General features: G+C 65.6%; 17 protein-coding genes. 14 read left to right on the top strand and 3 right to left on the bottom strand.

Features of this window, described 5'->3' with window-relative positions:
- Positions 1-160: 160 nt before the first annotated feature.
- Positions 161-1,294, top strand: a complete 1,134-nt coding sequence (locus EV672_RS11215) for a glycosyltransferase family 2 protein (protein ID WP_133609238.1) — start codon at positions 161-163, stop codon at positions 1,292-1,294.
- 12 nt (positions 1,295-1,306) lie between these two features.
- On the opposite strand, the gene EV672_RS11210 is transcribed toward EV672_RS11215, so the two are convergent.
- Positions 1,307-2,500: a hypothetical protein gene (locus EV672_RS11210; RefSeq protein ID WP_208110762.1), complete on the bottom strand. Its 1,194-nt coding sequence runs from the start codon at positions 2,498-2,500 to the stop codon at positions 1,307-1,309.
- Between the two features lie 311 nt (positions 2,501-2,811).
- Between EV672_RS11210 and EV672_RS11205 the strand changes: the two genes are divergently transcribed.
- The 13 genes from EV672_RS11205 (at position 2,812) to EV672_RS11145 (ending at position 18,991) form a co-directional block, all read left to right on the top strand.
- On the top strand, positions 2,812-3,450 hold the full coding sequence (locus EV672_RS11205) for an XrtA/PEP-CTERM system exopolysaccharide export protein (RefSeq protein WP_133609236.1): 639 nt from the start codon (positions 2,812-2,814) through the stop codon (positions 3,448-3,450).
- Positions 3,451-3,512: 62 nt separating this feature from the next.
- A complete protein-coding gene (locus EV672_RS11200) occupies positions 3,513-5,057 on the top strand; it encodes an XrtA system polysaccharide chain length determinant (protein WP_133609234.1) in 1,545 nt (514 codons plus the stop codon).
- Between the two features lie 7 nt (positions 5,058-5,064).
- Entirely contained in the window at positions 5,065-5,985 is a 921-nt protein-coding gene (locus EV672_RS11195) for an XrtA-associated tyrosine autokinase (RefSeq protein ID WP_133609232.1), read from the top strand.
- The gene (locus EV672_RS11190) at positions 5,966-7,567 is read left to right on the top strand and encodes a TIGR03016 family PEP-CTERM system-associated outer membrane protein (protein ID WP_166643547.1); all 1,602 of its coding nucleotides are present in this window, start codon (positions 5,966-5,968) and stop codon (positions 7,565-7,567) included. The genes EV672_RS11195 and EV672_RS11190 overlap by 20 nt, the downstream gene beginning before the upstream one ends.
- Positions 7,568-7,579: 12 nt before the next feature.
- Entirely contained in the window at positions 7,580-9,754 is a 2,175-nt protein-coding gene (locus tag EV672_RS11185; RefSeq protein WP_133609228.1) for an XrtA/PEP-CTERM system-associated ATPase, read from the top strand.
- A 383-nt stretch (positions 9,755-10,137) separates the two neighbouring features.
- Positions 10,138-11,544: a TIGR03013 family XrtA/PEP-CTERM system glycosyltransferase gene (locus tag EV672_RS11180; protein ID WP_133609226.1), complete on the top strand. Its 1,407-nt coding sequence runs from the start codon at positions 10,138-10,140 to the stop codon at positions 11,542-11,544.
- 250 nt (positions 11,545-11,794) lie between these two features.
- Entirely contained in the window at positions 11,795-12,796 is a 1,002-nt protein-coding gene (locus EV672_RS11175) for a lysylphosphatidylglycerol synthase domain-containing protein (protein ID WP_243738664.1), read from the top strand.
- Between the two features lie 27 nt (positions 12,797-12,823).
- Positions 12,824-13,852, top strand: a complete 1,029-nt coding sequence (locus EV672_RS11170; RefSeq protein ID WP_133609222.1) for a glycosyltransferase family 2 protein — start codon at positions 12,824-12,826, stop codon at positions 13,850-13,852.
- A gap of 27 nt (positions 13,853-13,879) precedes the next feature.
- On the top strand, positions 13,880-15,676 hold the full coding sequence (locus EV672_RS11165) for an ArnT family glycosyltransferase (protein ID WP_133609220.1): 1,797 nt from the start codon (positions 13,880-13,882) through the stop codon (positions 15,674-15,676).
- 10 nt (positions 15,677-15,686) lie between these two features.
- Positions 15,687-16,487, top strand: coding sequence for a phosphatase PAP2 family protein (locus EV672_RS11160; RefSeq protein ID WP_133609218.1), 801 nt, complete (start codon positions 15,687-15,689; stop codon positions 16,485-16,487).
- A gap of 44 nt (positions 16,488-16,531) precedes the next feature.
- A complete protein-coding gene (nadA, locus tag EV672_RS11155; protein WP_133609216.1) occupies positions 16,532-17,665 on the top strand; it encodes a quinolinate synthase NadA in 1,134 nt (377 codons plus the stop codon).
- A gap of 48 nt (positions 17,666-17,713) precedes the next feature.
- The gene (nadC, locus tag EV672_RS11150; protein ID WP_133609214.1) at positions 17,714-18,619 is read left to right on the top strand and encodes a carboxylating nicotinate-nucleotide diphosphorylase; all 906 of its coding nucleotides are present in this window, start codon (positions 17,714-17,716) and stop codon (positions 18,617-18,619) included.
- An 87-nt stretch (positions 18,620-18,706) separates the two neighbouring features.
- Positions 18,707-18,991, top strand: a complete 285-nt coding sequence (locus EV672_RS11145) for a late competence development ComFB family protein (RefSeq protein ID WP_133609212.1) — start codon at positions 18,707-18,709, stop codon at positions 18,989-18,991.
- A gap of 21 nt (positions 18,992-19,012) precedes the next feature.
- Here EV672_RS11145 and EV672_RS11140 read toward each other — a convergent pair whose 3' ends face one another.
- Both EV672_RS11140 and nadB read right to left on the bottom strand, forming a co-directional pair.
- Positions 19,013-19,882, bottom strand: coding sequence for a hypothetical protein (locus tag EV672_RS11140; RefSeq protein ID WP_133609210.1), 870 nt, complete (start codon positions 19,880-19,882; stop codon positions 19,013-19,015).
- 597 nt (positions 19,883-20,479) lie between these two features.
- Positions 20,480-22,126 (bottom strand): L-aspartate oxidase, encoded by a 1,647-nt coding sequence (gene nadB, locus EV672_RS11135; protein WP_133609208.1) that lies wholly within the window; start codon positions 22,124-22,126, stop codon positions 20,480-20,482.
- Positions 22,127-22,191: the final 65 nt, after the last annotated feature.

Raw genomic sequence — 22,191 nt, 5'->3', positions numbered from 1 at the left:
GCATCGCGGGAAACCGCGCAAGCATACAGGCCACAGGCTGAAAGCCGACCACCCCATGCAAGGGAATGCAAACTGGCAGAGCAAGGCATTATTCTTCCTCAGGCAAACCGTTGCGGGCATACCATAGCGCTCGAATGTGTCCGGTAAAACAAGCCCCGATATGAGCACACCCGATCAGATTTTCCTCGCAGCGGCGTCATTCATTGCTTATACCTATGCGGCCTACCCGGCAGGGATCTGGGCACTGAGCCGCACCCAACCGGACGAATGCGCCCCGCCTTTGCCCGACGATGCCTGCCCGGAGGTCACGGTCGTGATTTCGGCGCACAACGAAGCGGCAAGGGTTCAACGCCGCATCGACAACCTGCGCTGCCTGGATTACCCCCAGGACAAACTGCACCTGTTGTTCGTCTCCGATGGCTCCAGTGACCGCACCGCAGAGTTGCTGCGCCAGTTCCCGGGCGTGCAGGTCATCGAACACGCCGAGCGGGGCGGCAAGGCACACGCGCTGAACGCGGCCATGGCGCGGGCCAAGACCCCAGTGGTGTTGTTTTGCGACATGCGCCAGACCGCTGAGCGGCAATCGCTGCGCCTGCTGGTGTCCACCTTGGTGCAGCCCGGCGTGGGCGCGGTCAGTGGAGAGTTGACCCATGTCGATCCAGGCACCCAGGTGGCGGCCAACATCGGCCTGTACTGGCGCTACGAAAAGTGGATCCGCAAATCCGAGAGCCGCTGGCGCTCGGTGGTGGGTGCCACGGGGGCGTTTTACGCGATCAAGACGCCCTACTTCGTGCCCTTGGCGCCCGGCACGCTGCTGGACGACTTCGAGATCCCCATGCAGATCGCACGACAAGGCCAGCGGGTGCTGCTCGACGGACGGTCGCTGGTCTTCGATGAGCTCCAGAACGACATGGCAGGTGAGCGCAAACGCAAACTGCGCACACTGGGCGGCAACTTTCAGAGCTTTGCCCGCCACCCCTGGCTGTTCTCGCCGCGCGGCAACCCCATCTGGCTGCAGTTCCTGTCGCACAAGGTGTTCCGCTTGGCCGTGCCCTACGCGATGGTCTGCGCCCTGATCAGCAGCTTGCTGTCGAGCACCGGCTGGGTGCAGTGCCTGGCCGCAGCACAGGTGGCCTTCTACACCGCCGCCTTGATAGGCATGCGGTCGCAGACCTGGCGCAAAAGCAGGTTGATTGCGTTCGCCACCGTCTTCGTCGAACTCAACTGGACTGCCATGCAGGCAGGTCTGCAATTCGCATCAGGCCGCCTCGACCTTCAATGGGAAAAGACCTGAACGCCGCTCAGATCAAACTGCAGCCTGGGGGCTGACGCCGTAGCGCGGACGGGGGATCACATGGTCGCGGTAGTCTCCTGGATCACCCTGCTCGCCGGCTTCGGCGGCTTTGACGATGTTGTACATCTCGCGCGCGCTCACGTAGTGGAGTTTCCACTCGCGCCCATCGTTGTAGCGGCGCTGCATGTACTCAAAGGCCTCCCGCATCGGCTGCCCCAGCAGGGTGTCGGTGTCACGCTCCTGGGTGCCATGCGTGTGGACCTTCACAAACACCCATTCCGGGCGTCCTTCGACCTGGATGCCCATGTTCACCCAGGCATCCACGCGGTCTGGTGAGGGCGGGCAGCTGGTGCGGACATCGGCGTTCTCGATGCGAGGGATCAAACCGAATTTGCGCGACGCCATGTTGAAGCCCAGAGGGCCCTGGATCAGCATGAGGTCGCCCCATGGCGATCCGCCCACGCTCACACGGCGCCCACGATCGTGCGAACGGGGCGCATCGGGATCGTCCTTGGCGTAGTAGATCTGATTGATCGTGGGCGGCTGACAAGGGTCCGGCGCAGCGGGGAAAGTGAAGTCGGCGTAGCAGCCCTCTTCCCTGAGGATGATCAATTCGTTGTTGACCCCGCAGCAATACCCGTCGCCACGGGGATGCGCATTGTCCAGTGCCCAGTTGCCATGGATGAACGCCCAACGGAGCTGACCGGTCTCGGGGTCCCTGGGCAGCGCGTCATGCTGATCCGCCAGGATGCCGGTGAAGCGGCGCAGCTTTTCACGCAAACCCGCGTCCGTGTCGTGATGGTGGTGCAGGTGCACCTCGATTTCACCAAGGCCCATTCGGCACAACTCGACCAGCGGATTGATGTGCTCAGGGCGGTATTCCTCTTCCGGGTAGAAAAAAGAATGGATGGGTTGCCGCCCGTCAGCGTCTCGCAGGCCCTCGCACAAGGCCGGGTATTCCTGGCGCCAACGCGCCACGCGGGCGCATTCGATTTCATAGCTGGGCTGCTGGTATTGCGGCTCGAAATGATCGACAAAACAGAACATGAGATGGCGCGTTTGCCCAGCAGGCGCCTTGCCGTGCGCCCAGTCGCGCCTGAGATAGGACCACAGCCACGTCTGGATGTGCTTCTGGCGAATTTCGCGCAAAAGCACCGCTCCAGCCGCCAAAGCCGCAGCCCCCACCCCCACTACCACCAGGTTCATCGCTATTCCAAATTGTTGCGCAGACATGACATCCGTCGCTCATGAAGCAGGCCGCACAAGCCTGCCTCACGCAGCACCGGATAAGCTGTCTCGGACTCTAACACCGCGTGGGGCGAGTTCGGTATGCTGGAGGCGGGAGGCGCCCCCCTGGCGTTCACGCGCCACGCTTGTTTCTCCCGAATCAGATCACGTCATGAAACTGGCGCATGATGTCAGACCAGTTTTCCCATCGAAATGGCTGCACCGGCTCAGCCGATTGCGCCAAGGCCACCGAACTTCGGAAATCCGCAGAACTGCCGAAAGAAGACCCTATGACTTTCACCACTCGCAAAATCATCGGCCGTGCTGGCGTTTTGCTGGCCCTGTGCGCAACCTTGCTGGCCACCGGGTGCGGCAGCACCTTCAATCTGCCGCCCGCGCCGCAGCGTGTCGCAGCAGATGACAAAACCCAGGGCTACCAGATCGGTGCGCTCGACGAACTCTCCGTGGTGGTCTGGCGCAACCCCGACCTGTCGGCCACCGTCACTGTCCGCCCTGATGGCAAGATTTCCTTGCCACTGGTGGAAAATCTGCCAGCAGCGGGCCGTCGCCCTGACGACCTCTCGCGCCAGATCGAAGCGGCATTGGGCAAATACATCCGCGAGCCCGTGGTCACCGTGGTGGTCAACCGCGCCCTCGGCGAGACCTCTGCTCAGGTCCGCATCGTGGGTGAGGCAGCCAAACCCCAGGCTGTGGCGTTCCGCCAGAACATGACGCTGCTGGACGTGATGATCCAGGTCGGTGGGCTCACTGATTTTGCCGACGGCAACAATGCCGTGCTGGTGCGCGGTTCAGAGAACAGCAAGCAGTACAGCGTGCGGATCAAAGACTTGCTGCGTCGCGGCGACATTTCGGCCAACGTGGACATGAAGCCCGGTGACATCCTCATCATCCCGCAGAGCTGGTTCTGATGTCCGATGGCCCTGTGCCTGCTGTGCGCCAGGGCTGACTCCCCCACTCTGAATCAAGCTGTATGGACGATCTCCTCCGACAAGTCTCCGGCGTGCTCGTGGCCATGTGGCAGCGACGCTGGATCGGCATGGCCGCCGCCTGGGTTGTCGCCGTGATGGCCATGGCAGCCGTGACCTTGGTCATCCGCGACCGCTACGAGGCTTCGGCCAAGGTGTTCGTGGACACCCAGACGGTGCTCAAGCCGCTGATGAGTGGCCTCGCCTTCCAACCCGATGTGGACCAACAGGTGCGCATGCTGGCGCGCACGCTGATCAGCCGCCCCAACGTGGAGCAGCTCATCAAATCACCCCGCGCCGGCCTGAACAACCTCAGTGAAGTGGACCGAGACCGCACCATCGACAGGCTGACGAAGGAAATCAAGGTGGCGCCCAGCGGCGACGCCAACCTGTTTTCCATCACTTACCGGGACATCAACCCCCAGCGCGCGCAGATCATCGTGGGCGAACTGGTGTCGCTGTTCGTGTCGTCCGGTGTGACCGACAAGCAGCGCGACTCGGAGCAGGCCCGCCGCTTCCTGGACGAGCAGATCAGGTCCTACGAGGAAAAGCTGAGCGCATCGGAAAACCGGGTCAAGGAATTCAAGCTGCGCAATTTCGGCCTGACCGGCACGTCAAACACCGACTTCTTCGGCCGCATCTCCAGTGGAACCGACGAGGTCAACCGCCTGCGCGTGGAGTTGCAGGCTGCAGAGCGCTCGCGCGACGCCTTGCGCCGGGAACTCTCCACCGAAGACCCCACCATCCCGCCAGAGGCCATGATGGCAGGCGCAGGCGCACAGCAGACCGAGACGGAGTCGCGACTGGATGCACAGCGCCGCCTGTTGGACGACCTGCTGCGCCGCTACACCGACCAACACCCTGACGTGGTGGCGGCCCGACGCACCATTGCGCAGTTGGAGCAGCAGCGTCGCACCGAGCAGGAATCCCGCAAGGCCAGTGGCAGAGCACCAGCCCCGACCAGCCCGGTGTTCCAGCGCATCCGCGTGGCGCTGGCCGAAGCAGAGGCCAAGGTGGCATCCCTGCGCGGACAGCTTGGCGCGCAGCAAGGTCAGCTGGACCAGGCCCGTGCCATGGCCGGCAAAATGCCGCAGGTCGAAGCGGAATTGGCCCAACTCAACCGCGACTACGACATCGTTCGCAAGAACTATGAGCAATTGGTGGCACGCCGCGAATCAGCGTCACTCGGCGAAAAAATCGACCTGACCACCAAAGTGGCCGAGTTTCGCGTGGTGGAGCCTCCGCGGGTGTCGCCAACACCCGCCAAACCCAGCCGCATGATGGTTGCCGTGCTGGGCGTGCTGGCAGCACTGGGCGCAGGCTTGGGTGTGGCTTTCGCCATGACGCAAGTTTTTCCGACCGTCCAGGATGCGCGCCAGTTGCGCGAGATCGGCGGACGGCCGGTGCTGGGCAGCGTGTCCATGGTGCTGAGCCCGGAGATGACCGTCGATGTCGGCCGGGATCGCCGGAATTTCCTGATCGCTTGCGGCTTGTTCGCCCTGGTCAACATGACCTGGCTGCTCGTCGTCAAACAACAGTGGCTGTCCTGAGGTGCGCATGAACACGATCGAACAAGCCGCCAAAAGGCTCGAACAATTGCGCCGCGCTGGCGTCGACGTGCAGTCGGACATCCAGACAGCGTCCAGTGCGCTTGGCACGCAAGCCACACCGGCGACGAACGCAGCAGAGTCGCGGGCGACGCCCCTTCCCTTGCCGACGCAAGCCCACGCACTGGGACAGCCCGATGACCGCCGCAGCAGGGACATCACGGTCGATCTGGCGCGCATGCGCCGCGCTGGCTTGCTGGTCCCCGGGCAACCGCGGTCGCAGCTCGAGGAAGAGTTCCGCATCGTCAAACGGCCTTTGCTGGAAAACTTGCGCGGACAGGCTGGGATGCGCCCTGACCGCGCCAACCTCATCATGGTGACCAGTGCGATGCCCAGCGAGGGCAAAACCCAAACAGCATTGAACCTGGCTGTCAGCATCGCCATGGAACTGGACCACACCGTGCTGCTGGTCGAAGCCGATGTGCTGCGCCCCTCGGCGCTGGAGCGCCTGGGTGTGACTGCAGCCAAAGGCCTTCTGGACTTGCTGGACTCATCCCAGACTCAACTCACCGACGTCCTGCTGCGCACCAACATTCCCAAGCTCACCTTGCTGCCCGCGGGCACGGCGAGTTCGCGCTCCACAGAGCTGCTGGCCAGCGACAACATGGACAAACTCTTGCAAGAGTTGGCCAGCAAGTACTCGGACCGGGTGGTGATTTTTGACACGCCGCCCTTGCTGTCCACGACCGAATCGCGGGTGCTGGCATCACACATGGGGCAGGTCGTCATGGTCGTTGAAGCCAACCAGACTCCGATCAACACCATCAAGCAGGCCTTTGCCACAGTGGAAAGCCACCCAGTCGTGCTGTCCATGCTCAACAAATACCGGGGCCCCAAAGGGAGCAATGCATATGGCTACTACGCTCCGTGACGCCAGATGCACAGCCGCCAGGCTGGCCTGCGGCGTGATCGTGCTGGCCTACAGCGCGCACGCACAGGGACAAACCCAGGCACAAACACCTGCGGTAGCCGCCGCGCAGCCCCCCCAGGGAGCAGCCCCCATCTTCACCCCCACCCTGGGGGCGCAGATCAGCCATTCTGACAACGCGACGCAAACAACATCTTCCCGTCGCCAGAGCGACACCATCGTGTCGATCTCCCCGGGGGTGTCCCTGGCATACCGCGGCGCCAACAGCACGGTGACGGGCCAGATGCAGCTCTCGTCGGTCAACTACCTTGGCAACACGCAGACGGACAGGCTGCTGCCCAATGGGCGTCTGGCATTGCACACCGAGGTGGCCCGTCAGGGCTGGGGACTGGACGCCAGCGTTGCCGCTGATCAGGTCAAGTCTCAATTCACCTCGGCACAGTCCGCGTCCATCAGCACGGCAGACACCTACACCAACACCCGCGTGCAGGTCAGTCCCTTCCTGGAACGCGCGCTGGATCCACAAACGCTGTTGCGCGCAAGGCTGGAACGCACCCAACTGCACTCCACCGCCAACAGCGATGGGCTGAGCAACCGCCCCAACACCAACACCAACGGTGCCAGCCTGAACATCTCGCGCCGCCCCAGTCGCGCAGGCTACGTCCTGAGCGCACGTTATCAGGACACCCAGGCCGATGGCCAGGCGCAATCCATCTACGTGCAACGCTTGGTCAAGGGCACGGCCCTCTACGCCTTGAGTCCCGAACTGGAAGTCGGTCTGGTGCTGGGTCGGGAGTCCAACCAGGCACTGCTGCAGCAATTCCGCGACACGGTCAAAGGCGCACAATTTGAATGGCGCCCGTCCCAACGCACTCAGGTCAAGGCACTGGTCGAAGAGCGCTTCTTCGGGCGGAGTTGGGAAGCGGAAGCGTCGCACCGCACGCCGATGCTGTCTCTCGGGTTGAGCAGCAACCGCCAGATCAGCACTTACACCAGCCCGGTGGGCAACGGTCTGGTCACCGGGGGCTCAACCCAGGCCCTGCTGGACGCTTTGCTGACTTCGCGCATCCCCAACGAGGCAGAGCGCAGCAAAGCTGTCAACGACATGATCACGCAGCGCAACCTGCCTCGGCAATTGGGCTCAACGCGCGACCTCTACGACCTCAATGCACAGGTGCGACAGGCCACCGTTGCTCGTGCGGCCCTCATGGGCACGCGAAGCGTGCTGCTGGTCTCCGCAGGACAAACCATGTCGCGCCCTTTGGCAGGGGACGCCTTCTCCAGCCTGCTTGGCCCCGGCAATGAAACCCGAGAGCGGTATGCGGACACGCAAATCAACCACCGCATGACGCCCTCGACCACACTCACCATGGGCCTGCGCATCAGCCGCGCCCGCATCCTGAACACCCTCTTGGGCACAACAACCTCCTCGCGCGAGACGGGCATGCGCTTGAGCCTGAGCTCGATGCTGTCACCACGCACACAGCTTGTCGGCGGCCTGCGTCGCCAGCGCACTGTCATCAGCACTTCTGGCGAAGCCATCACGGAGAACGTCGTGTTCGCCGGCCTGGAACACCGCTTCTGAGGATCCGGCCCCATGTACGAGTCGTATTTCGGCCTCACCGGCGCACCCTTCCTGCTCAACCCGGACCCCAGCTTCTTCTTTGACAGCCGGGGGCACAGCAGCGCCCTCTCCTACCTGAAATTCGGTCTGTACCAGGCCGAAGGCTTCATCGTGGTCACGGGTGACATCGGCGCGGGCAAGACCACGCTGGTGCGCACCTTGTTGAGCGACATCGACAACGAGAAAGTGGTAGCAGCCCAGTTGGTCAGCACCCAGCTGGAAGCAGGCGATCTGCTGCGCTCGGCCATCACGGCCTTTGGCGTGCCACTCAAGGGCCAGAGCAAGGCCGAGCTGATAGCCACCCTGGAGGCCTACCTCACGCTGCTGGCCACGCAGAACAAGCGCGCCGTGCTCATCGTGGACGAGGCGCAGAATCTGAGCCGCGACGCCATCGAAGAGCTGCGCATGCTGTCGAACTTCCAGTTCGGCAACCAGGCGCTGCTGCAAAGCTTCCTGATCGGTCAGCCCGAGTTGCGCGACATGCTGCTGTCGCGCAGCCTGGAACAGTTGCGCCAGCGCGTCATCGCGTCCTACCACCTGGGGCCGATGGACCGGGAGGAAACGCGCAGCTACATCGAGCACCGCCTGCGCAAGGTCGGCTGGGACAATCGCCCGCATTTCGATGACGACGCCTTCGACGAGATCTACCAGTGGACCTCGGGCATCCCTCGCCGCATCAACCTGTTGTGCAACCGGATCCTGCTGGCCACCTTCCTGGCCGAAGGCAACGAGATCACGGCGGCCGATGTGGCGCGCATCGCGCTGGAAATCCGCGCCGAGATTGGCGAAGCCACGCTCAGTCCGCCGCCAGTGATGGGGTCAACACCCGCCCACCTGGCCAGCGACGTCACAGCCACCAGCATGCAGGCAGGTCTGCAACAGGGTCTGCCGTCGCACCTGTCCATGCCCACGCTGACAGACAGCGTGCTGCCCTTGCCAACTCAGCCGCAGTTCCGCAACGAGTTGTTCGCGCCCACGGTCCACGCCCACACGGACCAGGCATTTTTGCTGCTGATCGCCAGTTCGCGCACCTGCTGCGTCCGCGCCGCCGCCTTGCAAAAGGCCTTTGCCAGCCGCCAGGACCTGCCCGCGCTCAAGTGGCTGATGATCGATGCGCCCGGACGGTTCGAGCTCACCAGCGACTGGTGCGAGCACATGGGCCTGCGCGCACCGGATGTGCAGATGCGTGTGCCCGCTGGCACGCCCGTGGCCCAAACCGCCGACGCCATGCGCCAGCTGGACCACGTCCTGGGTGAGTTCAGGCCCGCCGCCGTGATCGTTCAGAACGGCGACGACGCTGCCATGGCCGCCAGCCTGGCCGCCCACCGCCAGGGCATCCCCATCCTGCACCTGGAAGCAGGCTTGCGCAGCTTCGACCGCAGCCGCCCGCAAGAGATCAACGCCATGATGTGCGACCACATGGCCGACCTGCTGTTGACCTCCGAATGGGTGGCGCACGACAACCTCACGCGCGAGGGCATCCCCGCCGACCGCGTCGTGTTTGCCGGCAACCTCATGATGGACACCATGCGCGCCATGCTGCCGCAGGCCTCTCCGCCAAAGTACACCCTGCGCCAGTTCAACCAGTCGCCCGAACTGCTCAAGGCAGGGCGAGGCTACGGCGTGGTGTATCTGCAGAGCCAGGGACCATCGCAACAGGTGCAAGCCCTGGCGGAGCTCACCGCCATCCTGAAATCAATCGGCCGTGACATGCCGCTGATCTGGGTGGCCAGCGAAACCACACGTTCGCTCATCCAGTCGAACCACTTGCTCAGCGACGCGCCTGGCAGCCAGATCGCGCTGCTGCCCATCGTGCCCTACTTCAAAATGATGGGCCTGATCGGCACCGCCGCCTGCGTGCTCACCGATTCGTCCACCGTGCAGGAAGAGGCCACCATCCTGGGTGTGCCTTGCCTGACGCTGCACAACTACACGGAACGTCGCATCACGGTCGAGCAAGGCACGAACATCGCGGTCGGGCGCAACAGCAGCCTGATTCACCGCGCTGTGGCGGAAATCATCCGCGGCGGTGGCAAAAAAGGCCGCCTGCCAAAGTTCTGGGATGGCATGACGGCCAGCCGCGTGGCCGATCACCTTGCCGCCTGGTGGAAGCAGCGCCAGCCGCGCACCATGGTCACGCCCAGCTGAAGCAGGGGCCCCAGGGACAGCAGCAAGTGGCGTGGCAAGCACGCTGCGCTGCACAAACAAACGCCAGGACTGCTCAATGGTTCACGGCACTTTGTAACAGCCACACCCTGCGCGACGGGCACAGCCAAGGTGCCCCCTCCACAATGGATTTGTGGCTTGTGCGTGCGCCATGCAACCTGACATTGTCCGCTATTCCCATGGCCAATGGGCTGCAATTCGCGATGCGGCATGCGGATCCCCCAAAGTTTAGGGTGCACCCCACAAACGAAGGATGTTGGAACACGGCCATCTTCTTGACAATGGCTGGATTACAAAATCTTACCAATCCGAATCACCGGTTGCAGCTCTTGCGCATTGCAAGGGCCGGCACAGAGAGGCCAAACATGTTCCGGGTATTTCAGCACCACATCTCGCTGGTCACCTTGGCTGAGTTGATCGCAGACAGCCTCACCAGCTTTCTGGCGATCCTGCTGGGCACCCTGACGCTTGCGCACTTCTCTGGTGACGCAGGTTCGTTTGGCATGGCAACGGCGCTTCGCGCAGGTCTGGGCTTTGCCTTCCTGATCCCCCTGCATTGCGGCTTGGTCGGTGTGTACCGCGAAGGTGCGATCCGCAAAACCGCCAGGGCCAAGTTGGGTCGTGCCGTGCTGGGCTGCCTGATCGCAGCACCGATCGCTTACCAACTGGCCATCAAGACGTCTGTGGACGGCGCTCAGGCACACCACCTGATGGGCTTTGCCATCGTTTACCTCATGGTCGGCCTCGTGCTGGTGCGCGGTCTCCTGCTGACCGCCTGGAACGGCTCGCTCGTGCAACAACGCGTGCTGATCATCGGCACAGGCAACGAAGCCCATGCCGTGGCTGCCGACCTGAAGTCGCGCCGCCTGCGCAGCCACTCGGTGGTGGGCTTCTACCCCGCCGGCGAGTCGGTGCTCCCCGCCGAAGACAAGCGCTTCAACATCTTCCCTCGCGCAGCCTCTATCGACGACATCGTGAGCCGTCACGATGTCAACCAGATCATCGTGGCCGTCAAGGAGCAACGCGGCGGCAATGTGCCGATGGACCAGCTGCTGCAGGCCCGCATCCAGGGCATCCCCGTGATGGACCTCGCCGCTTTTTACGAGCAGACCACCGGGGAAGTGCCCGTGGACAGCCTGAAAGCCAGCTTCCTGGTCTATGGCCGCGGCTTCGCGCAGGACCGCGCTCGCATCATCGTCAAGCGCATGTTCGACGTCGTCACCTCGGGCACCCTGTTGCTGCTGACCTCGCCGGTGATGCTGATCACGGCCATCGCCATCAAGCTGGAGAGCCACGGCCCGCTGATTTACAGCCAGGAGCGCGTCGGTTTGGGTGGCAAGGGTTTCATGTGCCTGAAGTTCCGCAGCATGTGCAATGACGCCGAAAAAGATGGCGTGGCCGTGTGGGCCAAGAAGAACGACGCCCGCGTGACACGCGTTGGCAAGATCATCCGCAAGACCCGCATCGACGAACTGCCCCAGTTGTTCAGCGTGCTCAAGGGTGAAATGAGCATGGTGGGCCCGCGCCCGGAGCGCCCCACGTTCGTTGCCCAACTGCGCGAGCAGCTGCCCTTCTACGACGTGCGCCACAGCGTGAAGCCGGGTGTGACGGGCTGGGCCCAGGTGCGCTACGCCTACGGTGCATCGGTCGAGGACGCGCTGCACAAGCACCAGTACGACCTGTACTACGTGAAGAACAACTCGCTGTTCCTGGACCTGCTGGTGCTGTTCGAAACCGTGAGCGTGGTGTTGTTCCGCGAGGGCGCACAGTGACGTGAGCCACGGCGGCCAGCCTGATGGCTGTCACACAGAGGCGGGCTTCGGCCCGCTTTTGCCTTTTCGGCCCAAGCTCGCAAATGCGAGACAATCCCGCCTTTGCGTCAGACCGCTCCGCCTGCTCGCCCGCTTTTTTGCCTGCTTTTGCCCACCTCTGTCCACTTTCGTGCCAGACACCCGCCCCCTCCCATCGCCATCGCCTGATGCAGATGCTGCACCCGTTGCAGGCCGGCGCTCGCGCGTGAAAATGGCAGTGGCCTGGACGCTGGGCCTGGTGCTGCTGGGCTGGCTGTTGCACAAAACACCGCTGCACGAGGCACAAGCCGCGCTGGCGCGCCCCACCCTGCTGACCTGGGTGTTGACGCTGCTGGGGCTGCTGGGCAGCTATGGCCTGCGTTCGGCGCGCTTGCAGGTGGTGCTCGACCTCGACGCCCACCACCGCGCCGCGGGCCGCTGGTTCGGGCTGCGCACCGATGCGCTGCGCGTGATCCTGATGCACAACGCCGCCGTCAACCTGCTGCCCATGCGCGCCGGCGAGTTGAGTTTCCCCTGGCTGGCGGCCCGTCAGTTGGGCTACCCCGTGCCCCGCGCGGTGGTCTGCCTGATGTGGATGCGCCTGCAGGACCTCAGCGTGCTGGCACTGCTGGGCTTGCTGTTGTGGCCGGGTTTGCCGCTGGCCTGGCGTGCGGCCGGGCTGGCCGTGCTGGTGCTCGGATGGGTGGCGCTCACGCAGGGCCTCCAGCGCTGGTTCGAGGACCACCCGCAAGACGTCGATGAAGCCGCCCAAGGCTGGCGCGGTCACCTCTCCCGCCTGCGCCACGCCCTGATGGAGCCGGCACACCACCGCCCTGCGGCCTGGCTGCTGACCCTGGCCAACTGGGCGCTGAAGCTGGCCGCGGGTGCGGGCCTGCTGGCCGCCATCACCGACGCGGGCTTCATGCAGGCATGGGCCGGTGCTTTGGGGGGAGAATTGGCGGCGATTGTGCCCGTGCAAGGCCCTGCGGGCTTCGGCACCTACGAAGCGGGCGTCTGGGTCGGCATGGCCAACGGCCTGTCTGACCTGTCCGACCCGCCCACCGGCGTGGGCAACATGCCTCCCCCGCTCGCCCAAGCCATCAGCGCAGCCCTGGCGCTGCACCTGTGTTTCCTGCTGTGCGCCGTGCTGGCCGGCCTGGTGGCGCTGTGGCTCAGCCGCGGCGCGCCCAAAGTGCCCAAAGCGCCCGAAGCCCCGCCGCGCCCCGGCACTTGAGCCGCATCCGACACGAAAGAGAAGTCCATGAACACCGTCGCGAACCTATCCCCAGCCACAGGCCAGGTGCCTGACCACCGCCTGTCCATCGTGGTGCCCATGTACAACGAGGTGGAGAACGTCGAGCCCTTCGTCACCGCCGTGCACGAGGCCTTGGCCGACTACCCCTTCCCCTGGGAGCTGCTGATCGTCAACGATGGCAGCCGCGATGGCACGCAACAGGCCCTGGACGAACAAGCGCGCCTGCGCGGCCCGCACGTGCGCCCCATCCACCTGTGGCGCAACTTCCGCCAGACGGCGGCCATGCAGGCCGGCATCGACGCGGCGCGCGGTGACGTCATCGTGACGCTGGACGGTGACCTGCAGAACGACCCGAAAGACATCCCCAAGCTGGTGGCCCGCCTGCTGCGCGAGGACCTCGACCTGGTCGCTGGCTGGCGCCAGAACCGCCAGGACGGCCTGTGGCTGCGCAAGGTGCCTTCGCGCATCGCCAACCGACTGATCCGCAAGATCACGCAACTGGAGTTCCAGGACCTGGGTTGCAGCCTGAAGGCCTACCGTGCCACCGTGCTCAAGCGCGTGAGCCTGTACGGCGAAATGCACCGCTTCATCCCGGCGTGGATGGCCACCGTGACCTCGCCGGCCCGCATGGCCGAGGAACCGGTGAGCCACCATGCGCGCACGCGCGGCGAATCGAAGTACGGCATCTCGCGCACGCTGCGCGTGGTGCTGGACCTGCTGGCCGTCAACTTCTTCCTGCGCTTCTCGGGCCGCCCTGGGCACTTCTTTGGCGGTTTGGGCCTGGGCATCGGCTTGCTGGGCGGCGCCATCCTGAGCTACCTGGCGGTGCTGAAGATGTTCGGTGAGCAGATCGGGGGGCGCCCCCTGCTGTGGCTGGGCTTCTTCTGTGTGTTGGGCGGGCTGCAGTTCCTGACCACTGGCGTGCTGGCCGAGCTGCTCATCCGCATCTACTACGACCGGGGCGATGTGGCGCCATACCACACCACCCAGGGCCCGCAACTGGCCGCAGAATCGGCCTGGCACCAGACGCACTGAGCCGCCTTTGCAGCACCCCACCCGACCATGAACGAGCGCTCCACAGCAACCCCACCGGCCACCTCGCCTTCTGCCAAGGCCCCAGCCGTGCGCAAGCCCGCGGGTCAACGCTGGCCGCAGATCTGGGGGCCACGCCTGTGGATGCTGCTGGCCTTCGCCGTGGTGTTGCTGATCTACCGCGTGTGGTTGATCGGGCACAGCGGCATCTCGCTGTTCTTCGATGAGGCCCAGTACTGGGACTGGTCGCGTCACCTGGCCTGGGGCTACTACTCCAAGCCGCCGATGATCGCGGGCCTGATCTGGCTGAGCACGAAGCTGTTTGGCTCGGGCGTGGTCGGTGTCAAGCTGATGACCATGCTGCTCTACCCGGTCACGGCGCTGGTGATGGTCGGCTTTGCACGCGCCCTGTGGCCGACCAGCAGCGGTGTGCGCACAGGCGTCGTGGCGGGCGCCCTTTTCCTGACCCTGCCCATGGTCGGTGCCTTGGGGCTGTTCGCCAGCACCGATGCGCCTTTGCTGCTGTGCTGGACCGTCGCTGGCTGGATGCTGTGGCGCGCCCAGGTCACCAACCGCATGGCTTACTGGGTGGGAGTGGGCCTGGCCTGCGGCCTGGGCCTGATGAGCAAGTACACGATGGCGGCTTTTGCGCTGACGGCGCTCTGGACGCTGTGGGCCGTGCATGGCCCGCGCCGCGGCCTGATGCGACCGGGGCCGTGGGTGGCCATCGCGCTGGCGCTGCTGATCCTGTCGCCCAACCTGTGGTGGAACGCGCACCACGGCTTCCCGACCCTGCAGCACACGGCCGAGCTGACCACGAAGTCGGGGCGCAACGGCGGCTTGCTGTCCGCGCTCGAGTTCGCTGGTGGGCAGTTGCTGATGCTGGGCCCGGTCGTCGTCGTGGCCGGCCTGTGGCTGGCCTGGCGCCAGCGCCGTGCCCTCGGCCAGACGCCGGTCGCACCGCGCAGCCAGTGGGCGAACTCCAGCCAGGTGATGCCGCCGAGCCAATGGGCACACTCGACCCTGGGCAGCGCCCCTTCGGCTGCAGGCACGGAGGCCCGGCCCGTGGCGCGGACATCGGCTTACTACCTGGCGTCGGTGTCCAGCCGCCGCTACCTGTGGGCCATGAGCCTGCCGCTGCTGCTGCTCGCGCTGGGCCAAGCGCTTTATGCAGATGCGAACCTGAACTGGGCCGCGCCGGGCATGATCGGCCTGACGCTGCTGCTGGCCACACTCTTGAGCCCGCCCCTGGTGCCGCTGGCGGCACCGCGCCCGCACCGCTGGCTGGTCGTCATGCTGGGCGGCAACCTGCTGCTGACCGGGCTGGTGATGCACGCGCGCGATTTGTCCACTGCGCCGCTGCCTCATCAGTTCGACGCCATGTGGCGCATGCGCGGCTGGCAGGAGGCTTTCGCTGATTTGGCCCCGGCCCTGGACGACCCGGTGGTCGCAGGCCTGCCCGTGCTGGCCGACCAGCGCGTGCTCGTCACCCAGGCGGCCTACAACTGGCGCAGCCACGGCGTGAAGACGCTGTTCTGGAACCCCAAGGGCACGCGCAACAACCACTACGAGCTGACGCAGAGCCTGCCGGACCGCGTCGGCCCCGACGTGCTGCTGATCAGCAACTCGCCCCAGCCAGACGCCATCACCCAGCGCTTTGCCATCGTGCGGCACCTGAAATCCACCGTGGTGCCGGTGTCCTCGGACCGCAAGATCGAATTGCATCTCTTCTTCCTGCGCGGCTTCCTGGGCTACACGCAGCAGTCCTACATGGAGCAAAGCGGCACCCAGCCGGACAGTCGCTCCGCCCCCTTGCTGACGCCCTGAGGCTCATCCCATGACCGCCCCAAGCGCCCCGGCCAACGCGCCGGAAGTGGCAGAGCCCGCCGCCAGCATCGACAGCCGCCTGCTCTGGGCCGGCCTGTTCTTCGCCGTGGCCGTGTTCTCGAAGTTCCCGGGCCTGGACCTGCTGGTCTCGGCGCGCTACTTCGATCTGGATCTCGGCTTCTTCCGCGCGAAAGACCCCCTCGTGCTGGCGCTCTACAACTGGACGCCCATCCTCGGGCGTGCGCTCTTCCTGGCCATGCTCCTGCACGCCCTGCTCGCACCCTGGCTGGCCCGCGCGTTGGCCTCGGCCGGCAAGCCCGAGGCGGCCCAGCGCTGCCGCGGCCCCTGGCGCCACCTGTCCACCGTCTTTGTGTGTGCGGCGCTGCTGGGACCTGGCCTGCTCATCGAAGGCGTGCTGAAAAACACCGTGGGCCGCCCCCGACCGGTGCAGACCGTGCCTTTCGGCGGCCCAGAGCCTTACCACGGCCCTTTCTCCCCCGGCGACACCCCCGGGAGCCACCGCAGCTTCGTCAGCAGCCATGCGGCCACGGGCTTCGCGCTGATGGCCCTGGGCCTGACCTGCCGTCCTGCGGCACGCCGGCGCTGGCTCATCATCGGCCTGATGGCGGGCAGCGCCATCGGTGCAGGGCGCATCATGCAAGGCGGGCACTTCCTCAGCGACATCGTCTTTGCCTTCTACGCGGTGTGGTTGTCCTGCGAACTGGTAGTCTGGCTGGACCGCCAACGGTTGCAGCGCGGCCAGCCTCCCGCACCGCGCCAGCGCAGGCCCCATGCGCCCCCGCTGCCTTGACCCTGCACCCCCACCCTGAGCCTTCGGACCCGACCGCGAGCGCCATGAACACCTCCACCGGCACCCCCACCTCCGTCAGCTACGACTATGACCTGCAAGACGCCAGCGGCGCCACCTGCACCGCCCACGCCTGGGCCCGCGTGCCCGCGCCCCTGAGCCCCAGCGCCAAGGCCGCCACCAAGGCGCGCATCGCCGAGTTGCTCAAGGCCCGCAACGCCGTGCTGGTGGCCCACTACTACGTCGATGGCGACCTGCAGGACCTGGCCCTGGCCACCGGCGGCTGCGTTTCTGACTCGCTGGAGATGGCCCGCTTCGGCCGCGACCACGCCGCGCAAACGCTGATCGTCGCTGGCGTGAAGTTCATGGGCGAGTCGGCCAAGATCCTGTCGCCCGGCAAAACTGTGCTGATGCCCGACCTGGACGCGACCTGCTCGCTCGACCTGGGTTGCCCGGCCGATGACTTCGCGACGTTCTGCGACGCCCACCCCGACCGCAAGGTCGTGGTCTATGCCAACACCAGCGCCGCCGTGAAGGCCCGCGCCGACTGGATGGTCACCAGCTCCTGCGCACTGGCCATCGTCAAGCACCTCAAGGACCAGGGCGAGAAGATCCTGTGGGCGCCCGACCGCCACCTGGGCCGCTACATCCAGAAGGAAACCGGCGCCGACATGCTGATGTGGAACGGCGCCTGCATCGTCCACGACGAGTTCAAGGGCCTGGAGCTGGACCTGCTCAAGAAGGACCACCCCAACGCATTGGTGCTGGTGCACCCCGAGTCGCCCGAAAGCGTCGTGGCCCAGGCCGACGTGGTGGGCTCGACCTCGCAACTGCTCAAGGCCGTGGTCGAGTCGAACGCGCCCGAGTTCATCGTGGCCACCGACAACGGCATCCTGCACCGCATGCGCCAGTTGGCGCCAAACAAGGTGCTGATCGAGGCCCCGACGGCCGGCAACAGCGCCACCTGCAAGAGCTGCGCACACTGCCCCTGGATGGCCATGAACGGCCTGCAAGGCGTGCTCGACTGCCTCGAAAAGGGCGTGGGCGAGATCACCGTGGACGAAGCCATCCGCCTCAAGGCCCACGGCTGCATCGACCGCATGCTGGCCTTCGTGGCGCAGAACCCCGCCGCCATCGCCCAACCGGCCCAGGGTTTCGTGCCCAACGTCGGCGCCGCCTGAGCCGCTTTCGCCCCCCCAACTTCGCCCCCTTTCGATTGCCGCCCGACCATGTTCGACCACAACGAAACCCTGGAAGAAGCCCGCGCCCGCAACGTCCACGACGCCTTGTTCGAAGACGTGGGCGTGTGCGACTGGACGGCGCAGCTGGTGCCCAGCGAGCGCGTGCACGCCCGCCTGCTGGTGCGCGAAGAGGCCGTGCTGTGCGGGCGCGACTGGTTCGAGGCCTGCCTCTTCCAGCTGGACCCTTCCACCACCGTCGAGTGGGCCTACGCCGAAGGTGACCTCATGGTCGCCAACACCGACGTCTGCCAGATCCAGGCCGATGCCCGCGCCCTGCTGACGGCCGAGCGCCCGAGCATGAACTTCCTGCAGACGCTGTCGGCCGTGGCCACCCAGACCTTCCGCCACATGAAGGCCATCGAGCGCGCCTCGCCCAACCCGCGCGGCTGCGCCGTGCTAGACACCCGCAAGACCCTGCCGGGCCTGCGCCTGGCGCAGAAGTACGCGGTGCGCGTGGGTGGCGGCGTCAACCAGCGCCTGGCGCTGTACGACGGCATCCTCATCAAGGAAAACCACATCGCCGCGGCCGGCTCGGTGACGGCGGCGCTGCTCAGCGCCCAGACCCTGGTGGCCGAAGAGGCGGCCAAGCATGGCCGCGACATCGGCATCCAGATCGAGGTGGAAACGCTGGAGCAACTGCGCGAGGCCTTCACGGCGGGCGCCACCAGCATCCTGCTGGACAACTTCGACGAAGCCTTGATGCGCCAGGCCGTGGCCATCAACCAGGAGATGACCGGCGGCCATGCCCTGCTGGAGGCGTCTGGCGGCGTGACGCTGGCGCAGTTGCGCGGCATCGCGGCCACGGGGGTCGATCGCATCTCGATTGGCAAGCTCACGAAAGACGTGACGGCCATCGACTTCTCGATGCGGGTGCTGGGCAAGGTCGCAGGCTGAGGCGGCTTTTGCCGCTTTTTTCACGCCACGGCGCAGCCCCGCTGGGAGACACTGGCGAGCGTCGCTCCCAAAGCACCGTCACCGCCCATGCCCGCCGACTTCAGCACGATCCACAATTTCTACGAACAGCAGGTCGTGAACCTGGTGAGTGACCTGTCGGCCAACTACCCCTTGCTGACGGAAGACCACCACCCGGACGTGGCCTGCGTGGCGCTGAACCGCCTGCCCCCACGCTACATCCGCCACCAAGTGGACTTGGCTTTCCACATGACGGAGAAAGAGCGCCAGGACAGCGAGCAGCTCATCCACGACACCGTGGTCTATGCCTTCGAGTTCGTGCAGGCCCGCTACGCGATGCGGGCGCGGCGCTGATCCGGCTCAGCACCGCATGCATCAATCAGGGCAGTTTGCGCGTGTGTGCACCACCTGCAGGGCGGGCAAGAGGGTCGCGTCATCCTCTGTCTGTTGAGCAACAGCGCGATCGATGATCGCCATTCGCTTGCCCGCAGGCAGCACGCCCTTTTCGGCATCGATCCAACGGCCATCGGGCCGAATCTTGGCCGTGTACAAAATCCGCTCGCTCAGCGGCGCACCCAGCTCCACCATCATCTGCGGACGGTATTCGGCCACGATCAAGAAATCCGGACCATCCGGCTGTTCAAGGACCTCCTTGACCGCGACACCCACACAGTGCCGGCGCGCCTGAACAGCAACATCGCGCAGCACCAGACCTTGGCGCAGCAACTTCACGCCGCCATCTGGCGCACGCCCCAGTCCGCCAAACAGCGCAGACAGTGCCAAAGCACCGCTCAACAGGCACAAGGTGATCCAGTGGGCTGAGCGGGCAACCAGCCAGTACCCTCCCAGCAAGGCGGGCGCCAAGTACATGGCTTCATCAGGCAAGCGCACGAACAGCAAGCCATACAGCACGATCAGGCTCACGGACCAGGCCACCATGCCACGGTCCACCGGCGTGAGCGGCAGAGAACGACGGCGCATGCGCCAGGCGTCCACCACTGCCACTGCAACCACAGGGACCCCGATGGGCCCGAACAGGTTGATGCTCATGTTGAGCGCGAAAGTCAACCACCGCCCAACGCCTGGTGCAGGCGTTTGGACGACACGCCAGCCGATGGACTGGATCACAGGCACAAACAAAGCCAGCGTGATGGCGCCGGAGAGCAAGGCGAAAACACCCAGCGCGCGCCATGTGGCCAGCCTGCGCAGCCGCTGAAAGTCGCCTTGCAGGAACAGCAGCGCCAAAGGCACCACACCTGCGGCGTACGTGGGCCTGGACGCCGCTGCCAAGCCCAGGAACACCGCAGCTGCCAGCAGCTTCTGCTGCCTCATGAACAAGGTGGCGATCAGGAAGAACACCATGCCCCACAGGTAATCCATCACCGTGATCGACGCCACGAAAATGGCCGGCGTCATGGTCAGCGCCAACGCTGCCGCCAAGGCGCGCCCAAGACCAGCACCAGCCGAGACAGTGAACATCAAGGCGCCAACACAACCAGACAGCACCGCGGAAACCAAGGTCATGGCCAGAGGTGTGTCCCAACCCAGCCCATGGCAAAACGCCAGGAAGTACTCGGGCAGCGGGTAGCCCGGGGGGCGAGAGGGGATGTAGGTGCCCGTCTCAAACAAATGGGCGCCCGCTTGCACGGCACGCCATGCGTCTGCATCGGCACCGTAGCCCTGCCCCACCCATGGCAGCCGCGTCAACACAACCAAACAACCCAAAATGACAGGCAACCAAAATGGCAGCGACCCAAACTGGCCCCAAGGTGCGGACGGTGTGGAAGCTGTTGACTTGTTCATGGCATCGGTGGGGGGTGTTCACGCCAAAATCAAGTGACGTCACGGCAGCCAGGCGTCTTTGCGCTTGGGCTTCTTGCACAGGATGGTGGGGAAGCTCACTGGCAAGGTGCGCGGGTAATCGCGGCTGTAGTGCAGGCCACGGCTTTCCTGGCGCGACAGGGCCGAGCGCACGATGAGTTCGGCGCAATCCACCAGGTTGCGCAACTCCAGCAGGTCGCGGCTGACGCGGAAGGCGGCGTAGTACTCGTCGATTTCCTGGCGCAGCAGCTTGATGCGGTGCAGGGCGCGCTCCAGGCGGCGCGTGGTCCGCACGATGCCCACGTAGTTCCACATCAGCAGGCGCAGCTCGTCCCAGTTGTGGGCGATGACCACTTCCTCGTCGGCGTCCGTCACCTGGCTTTCGTCCCAGCCGGGCAGCTTGGGCGCCTTCTCGGGCAGGTTGGCCTGGATGTCGTCGGCGCAGCTGCGGCCCAGCACCACGCACTCCAGCAGCGAGTTGCTGGCCAGGCGGTTGGCGCCGTGCAGGCCGGTGTAGGTGGTCTCGCCCACGGCGTACAGGCCCGGCAGGTCGGTGCGGCCGTGCAGGTCGGTGACCACGCCGCCGCAGGTGTAATGCGCCGCCGGCACCACGGGGATGGGCTGCTTGCTGATGTCGATGCCCAGCGAGAGGCATCGCGCGAAAATCGTCGGGAAGTGCTCTTTGAGGAAGGCTTCGCCCAGGTGGGTCGCGTCCAGCCAGACGTGGTCCAGGCCGTGCTTCTTCATCTCGAAGTCGATGGCGCGGGCGACGATGTCGCGCGGGGCCAGTTCGCCGCGCTCGTCGTGCGCCGGCATGAAGCGCGTGCCATCGGGCAGGCGCAGGATGCCGCCTTCGCCGCGCAGGGCCTCGGTGATGAGGAAGCTGCGCTCCTGCGGGTGGTACAGGCAGGTCGGGTGGAACTGGATGAACTCCATGTTGCCGATGCGGCAGCCCGCGCGCCAGGCCATGGCGATGCCGTCGCCCGTGGAGGTTTCGGGGTTGGTCGTGTAGCGATAGACCTTGCCCGCACCGCCCGAGGCCAGCACCACGGCCGCGGCGTGCAGGGTTTCGATGCGGCCGTTCTCGATGTCCAGCGCATAGACGCCATGGCAGCGGCCCATGTCGCGGGCCTGCTCGTAAGCCTCCTGGGCGCTGCGCTTGAGGTGGCGGTTGGTGATGAGGTCGATGGCCATCCACTTCTCGCGCAGCGTGATGTTGGGATGGCGTTTGACCTCGTCGAGCAGCACGTCGTGGATGGCCTTGCCCGTGGCGTCGGCCGCGTGCGCGATGCGGCGCACCGCGTGGCCACCTTCGCGCGTCAGGTGCAAGCCCAGCGGGCCTTCGGGGTCGGGCGAGAAGGGCACGCCGCGCGCCACCAGCCACGCGACGGCTTCGGCGCTGTGGCGGGCGATGAACTCGGCGGTGCGCTCGTCCACCAGACCGGCGCCGGCCTCCTGGGTGTCGCGCACATGGGACTCGATGCTGTCGTCGCTGCCCAGCACGCCGACGATGCCGCCCTGCGCCCAGGCCGTGGCGCCTTCTTCCAGCTGGCGCTTGGCCAGCACGATGACGGGCTGGGTTTCGGCCAGGTGCAACGCCACGGTCAGGCCGGCCAGGCCAGCTCCGATGATGACGACGGGCAACGGGGAATCCGGCGCTTGGGGCATGGCGTGGGGTGGGGCTGAGCGGAGCGCCTGGGTGGGGCGCGGTTGGGCGGAATGCTGCCGCGATT

It is taken from the genome of Aquabacterium commune (genome assembly GCF_004362855.1).
In the GTDB taxonomy this organism is placed as follows: Bacteria; Pseudomonadota; Gammaproteobacteria; order Burkholderiales; family Burkholderiaceae_C; genus Aquabacterium; species Aquabacterium commune.
The sequence above is the reverse complement of the archived record's forward strand: the minus strand, read 5'-3'. Positions and strand labels throughout refer to the sequence as shown.